Here is a 13,670-nt window from a genome sequence, read left to right as displayed (position 1 = left end):
AACTCTGCCGAGGAGCGTGAATGTCGGACCAAGCCATGACGGCGCCCCTGGTCGAGCTGCTGCGCCCGGCACGCCGCACCCATATCGTCGACATCGGCGCCAATCCCATCGATGGCGAACCTCCCTACAAATCCATGCTGACGGCAGGCCTCGCCCGGCTCACCGGCTTCGAGCCGCAGGCCGAGGCACTGGCCAGGCTGGAAGCGGCCAAGGGGCCGCACGAGAACTATCTGCCCCATGCCATCGGCGACGGCGGCGAGGCCTATCTCAATCTCTGTGCCTATTCGGGCTGGAGCAGCCTGCTCACCCCGCGCCAGGCCGCACTGGAGGTGTTTTCCTATTTCAAGCCCAATGCCGAGGTGATCGGCCGCATTCCCGTGCGCACGACGCGCCTCGACGATCTCTCGGTCCTGCCGGAAATCGACATGCTCAAGATCGACGTGCAGGGCGCCGAGCTCGCCGTATTCCGCCACGGCCGCGAAAAACTGCGCCCGGCGGTAGTCATCCAGACCGAGATCTCCTTCGTCACGCTCTATGAGAACCAGCCGGCCTTCGGGGAGATCGACATGGAGCTGCGCTCGCAGGGGTTCGTGCCGCATTGCTTCAAGGCGGTGAAGTTCAGCCCGATGGCGCCCTATGCGAGGCCGGAGAGCTGGACGCCGGCCACCAACCAGCTCCTGGAGGCCGATATCGTCTATGTCCGGGATTTCGTCGATCCCGATGCCATGACCGACGAACAGCTCAAGCATCTGTGCCTCCTGGCCCAATATCTGTATGGCAGCGTCGAATTGTGCGGGCGTTGCATCGACCTGCTCAGCCGGCGCGGCGCCCTGCCGCAGGATGCGCTGGCCCGTTACACCGCCCTGCTGGAAACGGTCCGGCCTTCGACCGGAAGCTGAGGGGGCTTGACGGCGCAGCGGCGGGCGCGTTCTGTGAAGCACCAGCGAGACCCCTCCCCATGCCCGCCGATACCAGCGCTTCCCGTCACCCCGAAGTCGCCGCCTTTCTTGCCGCCCATCCCGATACCCGCTTCATCGAAGCCTTCACGCCCGACTTGACCGGCTATGGCTTCGGCAAACGACTGCCGATCGAAGAGATCGACAGCCTCTATCGCTCCGGCATGGGGTTTTCCGCTGCCCCTTATGTGCTCGATGCCCGACATGACGGCTATGGCTCCGGCGGCATCGGCTGGGACGACGGCGATCCCGATGCCAAGGGCGTGCCGATCCCGGGCACGCTGAAGCCGATGCCCTGGGCGGCCGTGCCGACGGCGCAGGTCATGCTGGACATCGCCTACGCCGTCTCGGGCGAGCCGCTCTGGACGGATCCCCGCCATTTGCTCAAGGCCATCCTCGCACGGCTCGCCGCCGACGGGCTCCATCCTACCGTCGCCTGCGAATACGAGTTCTTCCTCACCGACGGCACGCGGGAGGCCGACGGCCGCATCCGCCCGCCGATCCTCAAGCGCACCGGCCGCCCGCTCGGCCCGCCCACCAATCTCTCCGTGCTGACGCTGGAGGAAGTGGCGCTGTGGTCGGCCAGGGCGGACGACGCGGCACGGGCGCAGAATGTACCGATGGGCAGCATCATCGCCGAGATGGGCGTCGCCCAGTTCGAGACCAACCTGCACCACACCGATGACGCCGTGCTGGCCGGCGATCATGCCATCCTGCTCAAGCGCCTGATCCGCGGCACCGCGCGTGCCGAGGGCTGGGACGCCACTTTCATGGCCAAGCCCTATGAGGACGAAGCCGGGTCGGGCCTGCATGTGCATGTCAGCCTGTGCGACGCCGACGGCCGCAATCTCTTCGCCGATCCGGCGACCGGCGAGCAGCTGATCCGCCACGCCATCGCCGGCATGCAGCGGCTGATGCCCGAGTCGCTCGCCTTCTTCGCACCCAACCACAATTCCTTCCGCCGCTTCGGCGGGCTGTTCGCTCCGGTCAACCGCAAATGGGGCGAGGACAATCGCACCGTCGCCCTGCGCATCCCCACCGACAAGGGAGCGGGGCGGCGGATCGAGCACCGCGTCGCCGGCGCCGACGCCAACCCCTATCTGGTGCTGGCGGCCATCCTCGCCGCCGCCCATTACGGCATCGTCCGAAAGCTCGAACCGGATGCGCCGGTGGTCGGCAAGCATGCCGGCTTCACGCGCGACCCCGGACTGCCGGCCGATGTCTTCGAGGCGGCCCGCCGGCTGGCACGGGCAAGCGTGCTGAAGGAGTATTTCTCCAAGCGCTATCTGGAGACCTACGCCCATCTGGTCCATGGCCAGCACGAGGATTTCCTCTCGGTGCTGAGCCCGCGGGAGTACGACCTGTTCTTCTGACGATCCTTCCCGGGAACGGTCATACTGGGGATAGGGCTGACTCGTCGTTGCGAGCGAAGCGAAGCAATCCAGCGGGCCTGGAGGCATAGAGTTTACGGCCCCTGGATTGCTTCGCTTCGCTCGCAATGACGTCAAGCGGGTCGAACCTTGCAGCCGAGCTCAGATCCCGCGCGCGCCGCGGGCGCGCAGCCGGATCATCACGCCGCGGTCGTGTTCCTCGGCGCGCCTGTGGGCCCTGACCTGCAGCAGGTCCTTGCGGGCGATCAGGCCGACCAGGCTGCCGCTCTGACGATCGAGCACCGGCACCCGGCCGATATCGGCGATGGCCATGCGATCGGCGAGCGCGCCGGCCAGTTCGTCGGCATAGCCGACCTCGAGTTCCTGCCCCTCGAGAATCTCTTCCAGTGACAGAGACTGGATGTCGTCATCCTCCGAGGCATGCACCGACCAGTCGAGGATATTGGCGCGCGAGACCATACCGACCACCCGCCGCTCGGCATCGACGACCGGATAGCTCTTGTGACAGGGCTCGCCGCTGGTGAAGAAGGCGATGGCCCGCGCCACCGTCATCGTTGCGGGCAGCGTGTCGACCTCGCGCACCATCAGATCGGCCACGCGGGCAAGATCGAACGGATCGGTATGGTATTCGCCCGAGATGTGATGGCCGCGGCGGGCGATCTTCTCGGTGAGGATGGAACGCTTCATGGTCAGCACGGTGGTGGCATAGGCCATGCCGCAGGCGGCGAGCAGGGGCAGGAGCACGCCGAGATTGCCGGTGAGCTCCACCGCGAACAAAGTCGCCGTCAGCGGCGCGCGCATGGTGCCGCCCATCATCGCCGCCATGCCGAGCAGAGCCCAGAAGCCGGGATCGGCCTGCGGCAGGACCAGGCCAGCCAGGGTGCCGAGGGCGCCGCCCAGCATCATCAGCGGCGCCAGGACGCCGCCGGAGGTACCCGAGCCGAGCGAGATGGACCAGATCAGCGCCTTGACGACCAGGAGCAGCAGCACCGCCTTGACGGCCATCTCCCCCGAGAGGAGATGGCGGATATTATCGTAGCCCACCCCGAGCGCGCTCGGGTCGAACAGGCCTCCGATACCGATGGCGAGGCCCCCGAACAGGGGCCACCACATCCAATGCAGCGGCAGGCGGTGGAAGAAATCCTCGCTGGCATAGACCATGGCGGTGAGGATCCCGGAGCCCAGCCCGGCGACGATACCCATCACCACCCAACCAAGGAAACCGGGGAAGGTCAGTGCCATATGGCCGGTGAAGCCGAACAGGGGGGTGGGATCGAGCAGCAGGCTGCGCTCGGCCGCCGCCACCGACGCGGCGACCACCACCGGCAGGAAGCTGCGCGGCTTCCATTCGAACAGCAGGAGCTCGATCGCCAGCAGCACGGCGGCGATCGGCGTGCCGAACACCGCCGTCATGCCGGCTGCGGCACCGGCGACCAGCAAGGCTTTGCGCTCATTGGCGCTGAGACGGATCATCTGCGCGACGAGCGAGCCGATGGCACCGCCGGTCATGATGATCGGACCCTCGGCCCCGAAGGGACCGCCGGAGCCGATCGAGATCGCCGAGGAGAGCGGCTTCAGCACCGCGACCTTGGGATTGATCCGGCTCTTGCCGATCAGGATCGCCTCCATCGCCTCGGGAATGCCGTGGCCGCGGATCTTCTCCGAGCCGTAGCGCGCCATCAGGCCGATGATCAGGCAGCCGACCACCGGCACGAACACGGCGCTCCAGCCCAGCGGCGTAGCGGAGATCGGCAGGTTCTCCAGGGAAAATCGGCCGTAATAGGCGATGTTGGTGCACAGGGTGATCAGGCGCAGCAGCACGAAGGCCGCGCCGACGCCGGCCGTGCCGACGAAGACGGCGATCGCCATCAGCAGGATCACCCGCCGATCCGTGGTGAAGTCGCCCAGGCGCGCCGGCAATTCGCGGATCCCCGCCTCGGCGTCCTGCCCGGGCGTGCCCAGAGTCGAAGTCGTCATGTCGTCGATATCCATCTGTCGGGCAGCGACCTGCCTGATTTTTATATCGCAATACGATATATTTTGCGCAAGTCAACGGATTTTCGTAGAGAATGCAGCAGACAGGAGAATCGCGGAACCATGGACCCCGAGCGGCAGCAAGACCCTGACTACGCCGCCCTGGCGCGGTTCCGGCACGCCTTGCGCAAATTCCTGGTCTTCAGCGAAGCGGCGGCCGGTGCCGCCGGACTGACTGCTCAGCAGCACCAGGCGCTGCTCGCCATCGCCGGCCTGTCGCAGGATGGCGCGCTTTCCATCGGCGAGTTGGCGGAGATCCTGATCCTGCGTCACCATAGCGTGGTCGAACTGGTCGACCGTCTCGCCAAGCTCGGCCTGGTCGAGCGCATGGCCGATCCGGCGGACGGACGTCGCGTCCTGGTGCGCCTCACAGCGGCCGGCAGGCAGAGGCTTCAGGCCCTGTCGGAAACCCACATGAAGGAATTGGCGGCCATCGGCCCGGCGCTTTCGGCCTTGCTGGCCGCTTTCCGCGGCTGATCACACTGCCGGCATCGGGCGCTGACGCCCTCCTCAAATCGGTGTGAAGCGTAACGAAGCTGCCCTCCCCGCCCGTATAATCATCGACAATCCGACGGATGGAGGACGATGATGAACCGGCGCGGCATTCTGATCATGGCGGCGGCCCTCACGGCGAGCCTGGGCACAGGCCTGTGGTTTTCGGCTTCGAATGCAGAAGAATCGCCACACAGGGTTGCCGCTCCCGGCCTCGACAGCCGATCGACGGCAGGCACCGACACGGCCGTGCTGGCAGGCGGCTGCTTCTGGGGCGTGCAGGGTGTGTTCCAGCACGTGAAAGGCGTCACCTCGGCGGTTTCGGGCTATGCCGGCGGCACGGCCGACACCGCCAGCTACGAAACCGTCTCGACTGGATCCACCGGCCATGCCGAGGCGGTGCGCATCCGCTTCGACCCTCGCCAGATCTCCTATGGCCAGATCCTGCAGATCTATTTCTCGGTGGCGCATGATCCCACCCAGCTCAACCGGCAGGGTCCCGACAGCGGCACGCAATATCGCTCGCAGATCTTCACCACCAGCGCGGAACAGGCCCGCATCGCCGCCGCCTATGTCAGCCAGCTCAACGGCGCACATTCCTTCGCCCGCCCGATCGTGACGCGCATCGCGCCGCTGCAGGGCTTCTTTCCGGCGGAAGCCTACCACCAGGATTACCTGACCCGCCATCCGACCCAGCCCTATATCGTCATCAACGACCTGCCCAAGGTCACCGCGCTGCGGCAGCTCTTCCCGGCTGCCTATCGCAGCGACCCGGTCTTGGTGGCCGGCCGGTGAGGCTTATCTAACATGACAGTCGTAATGGCGTTGTTCGGCCGTCATTGCGAGCGAAGCGAAGCAATCCAGAAGCCATGAATGCACTGTTTCTCGGCCCTCGCCCTCTCTCGCTTCGATCACGAGAAGCTCGGCCGGAATGACAGCGCGCTTGTTCTTGAACAGTCCCTAAGCCGTGGCACCTGCCACCTCGCGGCTGAAATGCACGATACGGCGGTCAGGACGCTCTTCGATCCGCTCGATGGCGTAGCCGCGCCGCCGATACCAGGCGACATTCTCGGTGAAACGCTCATTGGTGTAGAGCCGCACGAGCCCATGGCCCTCCCGCCGGGCCCGGTCCTCGGCAAAATCGAGCAGGCCCGAACCCAAACGGAGACCCTTGAACGCGGGCGCCACGGCGAGGCTCCAGATCAGCAGGTGATCGGGTTTCGGCTCGATGATGAGGGCCGCCTCCGGCGCCTCGGACGGGCCGGACACCCAGATCTCCATCGTCTCGAACAGGGCGGCGAAATCGGCGTCATGCGGCGGCAGGGCCATGCCGATGCGCTGTTTCAAGGGGGCATAGGCAGCCTGTTGCAGGGCGGTGATTGCAGGGATTTCGGTTCTGGTGGCGCGGCGGAGATTCATGAGGAAATTCGCAAGGGGCGGTCGCACAAGCAATCGCTCAATCGGTACCGGACGACAAGGACTTCTTCCTAGGGGCGCGGCCCCCATTCAGCCGTCAGTCTTTCCTCGCATCAAGGCGTTCGAGATAGGCGCACAGCATATCGGCCATCGCATCTGAATAGGCCTCGATCTCGGCCGGCGTCCGAGCGCTTTCCGAAAACTGCTTGCCCACCGCACGCAGGGTCGCGCTGATCAAATCGCCGGCCAAGGTTCGGCTCGTTTCCGAGGCCTTCGGCAGGGCTTCCCGCATGAAGGCCTCAATGATGCCCTCTCCCGCTGCCTTGGCCGCCTCCGCCTCGGGAGCATCGCGGTAGAGCGGCGCGGCATCGTCGAGAGCCACGCGCACCGCCGCCTCGTCGCATTCCGAGTGGATGAAGGCATGGACGAGAATGCGCAGCCTTTCGAACGGCGGCTTGCCGCCATCCTGCAGGATGTCGCGCAGCAACGCGCTGGTCTGCCGCCATTCGTCGCTCTGCAGCCGAAACAGGATCGAGGCCTTGTTGGGGAAATACTGATAGAGCGAGCCGACGCTGACGCCGGCCTTTTCAGCCACCCGCGCGGTGGTGAAGCGCTGGGCGCCTTCCTTGCGCAAAACCTGAATGGCAGCCTCCAGGATCGCGGCGACCAGCTCGGTGGAGCGGGCCTGCCGGGGCTGTTTTCGCGAGGAAACAGAAGAGCTTCGACGGTCTGTCATCGGCGTGCACGGCAATGCGAATAGTGAATACGACGAATTATTCGTATTTCTAGTCCGGCGCAAGAATGCGTTTTCCCAACCGGAGTCTGCCATGACCACCCTGACCACCGCCCCGCTTGCGCTCCTGCTGGATCGCCTGTTCGAAGAAGCCGATGCCACCTCGCCGGCGGAGATCCCCGCCGTGGCCGAGCTCTCCGGCCCGGAACGCGAGCGCCTGATGCGCAGCAAGACCGAATATCGCGACCTTTATGGCCGGCTGAAGGACCTGCCGCTCGCCGTCTCGCGCGAAACCGGCCTGCTGCTCTACATGCTGGCACGCAGTTGCCGGGCCCGCACGATCATCGAATTCGGAACCTCGTTCGGCATCTCGACCCTGCATCTGGCCGCGGCACTGCGGGACAATGGCGGCGGATGCCTGATCACCAGCGAGTTCGAGCCCTCCAAGCTGGAACGGGCCCGGCAGAACCTCGCCGCCGGCGGCGTTCTCGATCTGGTCGAGATCCGGGAGGGAGATGCGCTGCGCACGCTGGCTACCGACCTGCCCGAGTCGATCGATCTCGTCCTGCTCGACGGCGCCAAGGCCCTCTATCCCGATATCCTCGATCTGGTGGAGAGCCGGCTCAGGCCTGGCGCCCTCATCGTCGCCGACAATGCCGACTACAGCCCCGATTACCTCGCCCGCGTGCGCTCGCCGGCCCGGGGCTATCTGTCGACGCCCTTCGGCGAGGAGGTCGAGCTCTCGATGCGGATCGGCTGAACCCATTCCCATGGCTGCCAGGCGGGGATCGAAAATCTCCTCGCCGGATCGAGAGCGAGCCGGGCAGCTTCGGTGTGAAGGAACGTTTCGTGCCCTCCGGCGGTTGATTGGTTTTTTGTGGGCAATCCCCCTGCAGCTGGAGGTATCGACAGATGTCCGACGTTACCGCGAATGCCGGTCCGGCACCTGCACATCCCGTGGAACCAAGCCTGCACAGGGTGATGGGCCCCTGGCTCCTCCTGCTCTTCATCGTCGGCGACATTCTCGGCACCGGCATCTATGCCCTGACGGGTCAGGTAGCCAAGCAGGTCGGCGGCGTGGTCTGGCTGCCCTTCGTGGTGGCCTTCGCGGTCGCGGTGGTCACCGCCTTCAGCTATCTCGAGCTGGTGACCAAATATCCCAAGGCCGCCGGGGCCGCGCTCTACACCCACAAGGCCTTCGGCATCCATTTCATCACCTTCATCGTCGCCTTCGCGGTCATGTGCTCGGGCATCACCTCCGCCTCCACCGCCTCGCGCGCCTTTGCCGCCAACCTGTCGGGCGCCTTCGGGCTCAACCTCACCGGTGTCGGCATCACCGCCGTCGGCCTGCTGTTCATGGCCGTCTGCGCCGCCGTCAATTTCCGCGGCGTCGGCGAGAGTGTGAAGGCGAATGTCATACTCACCTGCGTGGAACTCACCGGCCTGCTGATCATCATCGTGATCGGGCTGTGGGCGATCGGCGCCGGACAGGGCGACGTCTCCAGGGCCTTCGAATTCAAGACGGCCGCGGAGGGCAGCGTGGTCTGGCCCATCATCGCGGCCACCACGCTCGCCTTCTTCGCCATGGTCGGCTTCGAGGACTCGGTCAACATGGCCGAGGAATGCAAGAATCCCACCCGCCATTTCCCCATCGTCCTGCTCGCGGGGCTGCTCATCACCGGCGTCATCTATGTGCTGGTGTCGATCTCGGCCATCACCCTGGTGCCACCCGAGCAACTTGGCGAGGGCGAGACGCCCCTCCTCAAGGTGGTGCAGGCCGGCGCGCCCAATTTCCCCCTGGGGATCTTCGGCTTCATCACCATGTTCGCGGTCGCCAACAGCGCGCTGATCAACATGCTGATGGCAAGCCGCCTTGTCTATGGCATGAGCCGAGAGCATGTGCTGCCGCCGATGCTCGGCAAGGTTCATGCCAGCCGGCGCACCCCCTATGTCGCGATCGCCTTCACCACCCTGCTCGCCTTCGCACTCATCACCTTCGTCGGCGAAGTGCCGGCGCTGGGCGGTACCACGGCACTGCTGTTGCTGGCGGTGTTCACCATCGTCAATGTCGCAGTTCTCGTGCTGCGCCGCGACCAGGTGCAGCATAGCCATTTCCGAACGCCCACGTTCCTGCCGGTGGTCGGCGCCTTGTGCTGCGCCTTCCTGACGGGACCCTGGACCGGCCGCGACCCCGTACAATACCAGATCGCGGGCATCCTGATCGGCGTCGGCATCATGCTCTGGCTTGTCACGATCTTCGTCAACCGCGCCACCGGCACACGGCGGGCCGAACCGGACATGGGCAATATCGGCGGCGACGGGCCGGTCAACTGAACCCGCCGCGACTCGATGGCAGATTGCCGAGCCGGCACATTGCCTTCACCATGCGACAACCATGCAGCGCTCGACGGGCCGAAACGATGCAACAGCAGCTTCCCTCCGTCTATCAGCAATTGGGCGGTGAAGAAGGCATCTCCCGGCTTGTCGATTTGTTTTACGACATCGTCGAGCAGGATCCTGCGGCTGCCGCACTCCACGTGCTGCATCTCGACGGCCATGGCGTCGCCCATTCGCGGGTCGAGCAGACCCACTTCCTGATGGGTTTCTTCGGGGGCCCGCGGCTTTATGTCGAGTTTCACGGGCATTCGGACGTCCGCGCCGTCCACGCCCACGTGCCTGTTACCGCCGAGACCCGCGACATCTGGATCCGCTCGATGGACAAGGCGTTCGACCAGGCCGGCTTGCCGCCGGAGGTCAAGAAGAGGGCGATGAAGGCGCTGACCACGGCGGCCCACCTGGTGCACGACGTCAATCCTCTGCGCAATCGCAGCGAGGGAGCTGCCGATCGAACGGTTTCGACTCGGTCCTAGAGCAAAGCGCGTTTAGACGGAAACGCTTGTTTGCCCTAACTCTTTGCTTGGACACGTCTTTGCAATGCTTGGCACTTCCGCCAAATCGCAAAACGCTTTGGAGCGAACCTTCTCAGCCGAAGCTCAGCTTGCTCTTCTGCCGGCCGTCCGCCTCGAAATTGGCGGGGTCGAGCCAGGCCTCGTAGCCCGCCTTGAGGCGAGGCCATTCGCCGTCGATGATCGAGAACCAGGCCGTGTCGCGGTTCTGGCCCTTGGCCACCATGTGCTGGCGAAAGACACCCTCGAAGGTGAAGCCGAACCGAGTCGCAGCCCGCTTGGACGGCTCGTTGAGATTGTGGCACTTCCATTCGAAGCGCCGGTAGCCGAGGGTCTCGAAGGCGTAGCGGGCGAAAAGATAGAGAGCCTCCGTCGCCACCCTGGTGCGGGCGATCGCCGGGCCCCACAGAATGCTGCCGATCTCGATGACGCCATGCACGGGGTCGATCCGCATCAGCGCCTGACGGCCCTCGGCCTTGCCGGTCGCCTTGTCGATCACCGCGAAGAACATCGGATCCGCCGTGGAGGAAGCCTTGTCGAGCCAGGCCGAGAAGTCGTCGGCACTTCCCGGCACGCCCTCGAACAGATAGCGAAAGCGCCCGTCGGCTCCCGGCTCCTGGGCGGAATGCAGGAGATCGGCGCCATGGCGCGCCGGATCGAGCGGCTCCAGGCGGGCATAGCGTCCATCGAGCACGACGCGCTCCGGGCGCGGCACGCCCTTCCAGGTCGTCAGGTCCATCGCAAGTCCTTCGCGCAGATGCGATCAGTCGATCGTATTATTGCGGGGTCGCGATGCGTTGTTCAAGCGAAAGCACCTGCTGGCGCACAACGCCGGACAGGGCCTTGGAGGAGGCGACCGAGGTGAAGTCCGTATCGGGGTGGGGCACATTGCCGGCGCCGCGGAACACCTTCAGGCCGTCTGGCATCACCACGATGTCGCCGTTGCGCAAAGTGGGATCGACCGAGATCGGGATCTGCGGCAGGCCCCGCGCATTGGACTGGCAGGTACAGGCCGGATTCTCGCTGTCGCGGAAGGCATAGGCGGTGGGCAGGGCGGTGTAGAGAGCGCCGGCCTTGTCGACGGCCGATTCGATCGCCGGCTTGGTGTTGCCGTTGCTGCCGTCATTGGAGCCACTGGCCTTGTAGAGCACCATCTGGCCGCCCGAGCAGGAGGCTTCGCACATCGAGGTCTGCATGTCCTCGTCGCGCTGGGAGCGGATGAATCCGGTGGCGAAATAATAACCGTCGCAGGTGCGCACGCAGTAGCCGCGGGCCTTGGGCGTGCTCACCACCGGCGCTGGCGCCGGGCGCGAGCGCTGCTGCGGCTGCTGCTGTTGCGGCACTGGTGCGGGCGCCGGCCGCGATTCCTGACGAGGCCGGAACAGGAAGTCGAAGAGGCCTGCCTGAGCGCTGCCGCCCACGGCGACCGTCAGGAGCAATCCGGCGGCAAGGGCGGCGGCGAGCCGGGTCATCCCTGATCGGGCTTGAAGACCGATCAGGGATGACCCGGCAGATTTCAGGAATTTGCAGAATTTCCGTACCTGGCCCATCCCCGAGTCAGGCACGGAAATTCTGCGTGGGCGTCTCAAGGTCATGGCACGGGTCCTGGCAGAGCGTGAAGGGCCGGCTACAGCCGGCCCCGCTTTCTATGCAAGCATCCCGTCAAAATCATGTCGGCGACAGTTTGTCGCCGATTAGTGATTGTCGCGGGGCACCCCATAGGTCTGGGCGACCTTCTGATACTTGACCGCGGGCTTGAGCACCATACCGTCGCCGAGCTGATCCACCATGGCGCGCTGGATTTCCTGCCAGGGAGTCTGGCTCGGCGCATATTGGAAGCCGCCCGCCGCGGCGAGATCGGCCCGGCGCTTCGCCAGTTCCTCGTCGGAGATCAGAATGTTGGCCTCGCCCTTGTTGAGGTCGATGCGCACCCGATCACCCGTCTGCAGGATGGCGAGCCCCCCGCCCGCCGCCGCTTCCGGCGAGGCGTTGAGGATGGAAGGCGAGCCCGAGGTGCCCGACTGACGACCGTCGCCGATGCAGGGCAGCGAGGTGATGCCGCGCTTGATCAGGGCCGCCGGGGGCTGCATGTTCACCACTTCCGCCGCGCCGGGATAGCCGATCGGCCCCGTGCCGCGGATGAACAGCATGCAGTGCTCGTCGATGCCGAGCGAGGGGTCCTCGATGCGGTGGTGGTAGTCCTCCGGCCCCTCGAACACGATGGCCCGGCCCTCGAAGGCACCCGGGGCCTTGGGATCCGAAAGATAGCGGTCGCGAAACTCCTTAGAGATCACGCTGGTCTTCATGATCGCCGAGTCGAACAAATTGCCCGACAGCACGATGAAGCCGGCATCCTGCACGAGCGCGGTGTCGAAGGTGCGGATCACGTCGGGCAGCTCGATCTTGGCATCCTTGCAGTTCTCGCCGATCGACTTGCCGTTCACAGTGAGCGCGTTCTCGTGGATGAGCTTGTGCTTCATCAACTCGTTGACCACCGCCGGCACGCCGCCGGCATGCTGGTAGTCTTCGCCGAGATACTGGCCGGCCGGCTGCAGGTTGACCAGCAGCGGCACCTTGTGGCCGATGGTCTGCCAGTCGCGGATATCGAGTTCGACACCGATATGGCGGGCGATGGCGTTGATGTGGATCGGGGCGTTGGTGGAGCCGCCGATGGCCGAATTGACCACGATGACGTTTTCGAAGGCCTCGCGCGTCATGATGTCGGAGGGCTTGAGATCCTCATGCACCATGTCGACGATGCGTTTGCCGGTCTCGTAGGCCATCTGCTGGCGCTCGCGATAGGGCGCGGGAATGGCGGCCGAGCCGGGAAGCTGCATGCCGAGGGCCTCGGCCAGCGAGTTCATGGTGGTGGCGGTGCCCATGGTGTTGCAATAGCCCGTCGACGGCGCCGACGAGGCCACCATGTCCATGAAGCCCTCATAGTCGATCTCGCCGGTGGCGAGCATTTCGCGGGCCTTCCAGACGATGGTGCCGGAACCGGTGCGCTCGCCATGCCACCAGCCATTGAGCATCGGGCCGACCGACAGGGCAATGGCCGGGATGTTGACGGTGGCGGCCGCCATCAGGCAGGCCGGGGTGGTCTTGTCGCAGCCGATGGTCAAAACCACGCCGTCGATCGGATAGCCATAAAGCAGTTCGACCAGGCCGAGATAGGCAAGGTTGCGGTCGAGCGCGGCGCCCGGACGCTTGCCGGTTTCCTGGATCGGGTGCACCGGAAATTCGAAGGCGATGCCGCCGGCCTCGCGGATGCCCTCGCGCACGCGCTCGGCAAGCACGAGATGGTGACGGTTGCAGGGGGAGAGGTCCGAACCGGTCTGGGCAATGCCAATGATCGGCTTGCCCGACTGCAATTCCTTGCGGGTCAGGCCGAAATTGAGCTGACGCTCGATATAGAGTGCGGTCATGCCCGGATTGTCCGGATTGTCGTACCAGGCCTGTGACCGCAGTCTTCTCGTCTTGTTCTTGGTGTCAGCCATGGCAAGCCTCCCTGTCTTCGTGCCCCGCCTGCATCCTCGGCAGGCAGCAGTCTTCCTGCAACGAGACGACTTAACACTTTTGTCAGACTATTCGCAACGCCTAAGCGACGAATAGCAGGACAACGTCCCAGGCAGCGTTTTGGGGCGCGATCGGAAGTTCAAACATTTTGTGATTTTCGGCGAGATGGACGACGGGCGGGTCGTTGGAACCCGCCCATCAAAATGCCGCTTGCGATAATCGGCCC

General features: G+C 65.2%; 13 protein-coding genes. 7 read left to right on the top strand and 6 right to left on the bottom strand.

The annotated features are described in order from the left end of the window. Positions 1-20: 20 nt before the first annotated feature. The gene (locus J8I29_RS18910; protein WP_209432855.1) at positions 21-899 is read left to right on the top strand and encodes an FkbM family methyltransferase; all 879 of its coding nucleotides are present in this window, start codon (positions 21-23) and stop codon (positions 897-899) included. A gap of 59 nt (positions 900-958) precedes the next feature. Continuing rightward, a complete protein-coding gene (locus J8I29_RS18905; RefSeq protein WP_209432854.1) occupies positions 959-2,329 on the top strand; it encodes a glutamine synthetase family protein in 1,371 nt (456 codons plus the stop codon). Between the two features lie 159 nt (positions 2,330-2,488). On the opposite strand, the gene J8I29_RS18900 is transcribed toward J8I29_RS18905, so the two are convergent. Beyond that, positions 2,489-4,324: a chloride channel protein gene (locus J8I29_RS18900; RefSeq protein ID WP_209432853.1), complete on the bottom strand. Its 1,836-nt coding sequence runs from the start codon at positions 4,322-4,324 to the stop codon at positions 2,489-2,491. Between the two features lie 120 nt (positions 4,325-4,444). Here J8I29_RS18900 and J8I29_RS18895 point away from each other — a divergent pair, with 120 nt between their 5' ends. Together J8I29_RS18895 and msrA are read left to right on the top strand one after the other, a co-directional pair. Beyond that, positions 4,445-4,858, top strand: a complete 414-nt coding sequence (locus J8I29_RS18895; RefSeq protein ID WP_105864922.1) for a MarR family transcriptional regulator — start codon at positions 4,445-4,447, stop codon at positions 4,856-4,858. Positions 4,859-4,966: 108 nt separating this feature from the next. Next, positions 4,967-5,668: a peptide-methionine (S)-S-oxide reductase MsrA gene (msrA, locus tag J8I29_RS18890; RefSeq protein ID WP_245197145.1), complete on the top strand. Its 702-nt coding sequence runs from the start codon at positions 4,967-4,969 to the stop codon at positions 5,666-5,668. 165 nt (positions 5,669-5,833) lie between these two features. Here the strand turns inward: msrA and J8I29_RS18885 are convergent, their stop codons facing one another. Together J8I29_RS18885 and J8I29_RS18880 are read right to left on the bottom strand one after the other, a co-directional pair. Continuing rightward, on the bottom strand, positions 5,834-6,292 hold the full coding sequence (locus tag J8I29_RS18885) for a GNAT family N-acetyltransferase (RefSeq protein ID WP_209432852.1): 459 nt from the start codon (positions 6,290-6,292) through the stop codon (positions 5,834-5,836). A gap of 94 nt (positions 6,293-6,386) precedes the next feature. After that, a complete protein-coding gene (locus J8I29_RS18880; RefSeq protein WP_209432952.1) occupies positions 6,387-7,025 on the bottom strand; it encodes a TetR family transcriptional regulator in 639 nt (212 codons plus the stop codon). 91 nt (positions 7,026-7,116) lie between these two features. Here J8I29_RS18880 and J8I29_RS18875 point away from each other — a divergent pair, with 91 nt between their 5' ends. From J8I29_RS18875 to J8I29_RS18865, 3 genes are all read left to right on the top strand, one after another. Then, a complete protein-coding gene (locus J8I29_RS18875) occupies positions 7,117-7,782 on the top strand; it encodes an O-methyltransferase (protein ID WP_209432851.1) in 666 nt (221 codons plus the stop codon). Between the two features lie 152 nt (positions 7,783-7,934). Beyond that, positions 7,935-9,356 (top strand): APC family permease, encoded by a 1,422-nt coding sequence (locus J8I29_RS18870; protein ID WP_245197143.1) that lies wholly within the window; start codon positions 7,935-7,937, stop codon positions 9,354-9,356. An 86-nt stretch (positions 9,357-9,442) separates the two neighbouring features. Continuing rightward, the gene (locus tag J8I29_RS18865; RefSeq protein ID WP_209432850.1) at positions 9,443-9,892 is read left to right on the top strand and encodes a group II truncated hemoglobin; all 450 of its coding nucleotides are present in this window, start codon (positions 9,443-9,445) and stop codon (positions 9,890-9,892) included. Positions 9,893-10,004: 112 nt separating this feature from the next. Here J8I29_RS18865 and J8I29_RS18860 read toward each other — a convergent pair whose 3' ends face one another. From J8I29_RS18860 to J8I29_RS18850, 3 genes are all read right to left on the bottom strand, one after another. Continuing rightward, complete coding sequence (locus tag J8I29_RS18860; protein ID WP_209432849.1) at positions 10,005-10,667, bottom strand: GNAT family protein; 663 nt, start codon at positions 10,665-10,667, stop codon at positions 10,005-10,007. Positions 10,668-10,704: 37 nt separating this feature from the next. Continuing rightward, positions 10,705-11,400 (bottom strand): DUF2865 domain-containing protein, encoded by a 696-nt coding sequence (locus tag J8I29_RS18855; protein ID WP_209432848.1) that lies wholly within the window; start codon positions 11,398-11,400, stop codon positions 10,705-10,707. A gap of 222 nt (positions 11,401-11,622) precedes the next feature. Continuing rightward, positions 11,623-13,425 carry an IlvD/Edd family dehydratase gene (locus J8I29_RS18850; RefSeq protein ID WP_209432847.1) on the bottom strand — a complete coding sequence of 601 codons (1,803 nt, stop codon included), beginning with the start codon at positions 13,423-13,425 and terminating at the stop codon, positions 11,623-11,625. Positions 13,426-13,670: the final 245 nt, after the last annotated feature.

The organism is Labrys sp. LIt4 (assembly GCF_017813775.1).
Taxonomy (GTDB): domain Bacteria; phylum Pseudomonadota; class Alphaproteobacteria; order Rhizobiales; family Labraceae; genus Labrys; species Labrys okinawensis_A.
Note: the sequence above shows the minus strand (reverse complement) of the source record. Positions and strands in the feature narration are given on the sequence as shown.

Bases quoted from the DNA above. Each gene is read 5' to 3' on its own strand.
- J8I29_RS18880 (WP_209432952.1), bottom strand. From the start codon at position 7,025: ATGACAGACCGTCGAAGCTCTTCTGTTTCCTCGCGAAAACAGCCCCGG.
- J8I29_RS18875 (WP_209432851.1), top strand. From the start codon at position 7,117: ATGACCACCCTGACCACCGCCCCGCTTGCGCTCCTGCTGGATCGCCTG.
- J8I29_RS18870 (WP_245197143.1), top strand. From the start codon at position 7,935: ATGTCCGACGTTACCGCGAATGCCGGTCCGGCACCTGCACATCCCGTG.
- J8I29_RS18855 (WP_209432848.1), bottom strand. From the start codon at position 11,400: ATGACCCGGCTCGCCGCCGCCCTTGCCGCCGGATTGCTCCTGACGGTC.
- J8I29_RS18905 (WP_209432854.1), top strand. From the start codon at position 959: ATGCCCGCCGATACCAGCGCTTCCCGTCACCCCGAAGTCGCCGCCTTT.
- J8I29_RS18910 (WP_209432855.1), top strand. From the start codon at position 21: ATGTCGGACCAAGCCATGACGGCGCCCCTGGTCGAGCTGCTGCGCCCG.
- J8I29_RS18850 (WP_209432847.1), bottom strand. From the start codon at position 13,425: ATGGCTGACACCAAGAACAAGACGAGAAGACTGCGGTCACAGGCCTGG.
- J8I29_RS18900 (WP_209432853.1), bottom strand. From the start codon at position 4,324: ATGACGACTTCGACTCTGGGCACGCCCGGGCAGGACGCCGAGGCGGGG.
- J8I29_RS18885 (WP_209432852.1), bottom strand. From the start codon at position 6,292: ATGAATCTCCGCCGCGCCACCAGAACCGAAATCCCTGCAATCACCGCC.
- J8I29_RS18895 (WP_105864922.1), top strand. From the start codon at position 4,445: ATGGACCCCGAGCGGCAGCAAGACCCTGACTACGCCGCCCTGGCGCGG.
- J8I29_RS18860 (WP_209432849.1), bottom strand. From the start codon at position 10,667: ATGGACCTGACGACCTGGAAGGGCGTGCCGCGCCCGGAGCGCGTCGTG.
- msrA (WP_245197145.1), top strand. From the start codon at position 4,967: ATGATGAACCGGCGCGGCATTCTGATCATGGCGGCGGCCCTCACGGCG.
- J8I29_RS18865 (WP_209432850.1), top strand. From the start codon at position 9,443: ATGCAACAGCAGCTTCCCTCCGTCTATCAGCAATTGGGCGGTGAAGAA.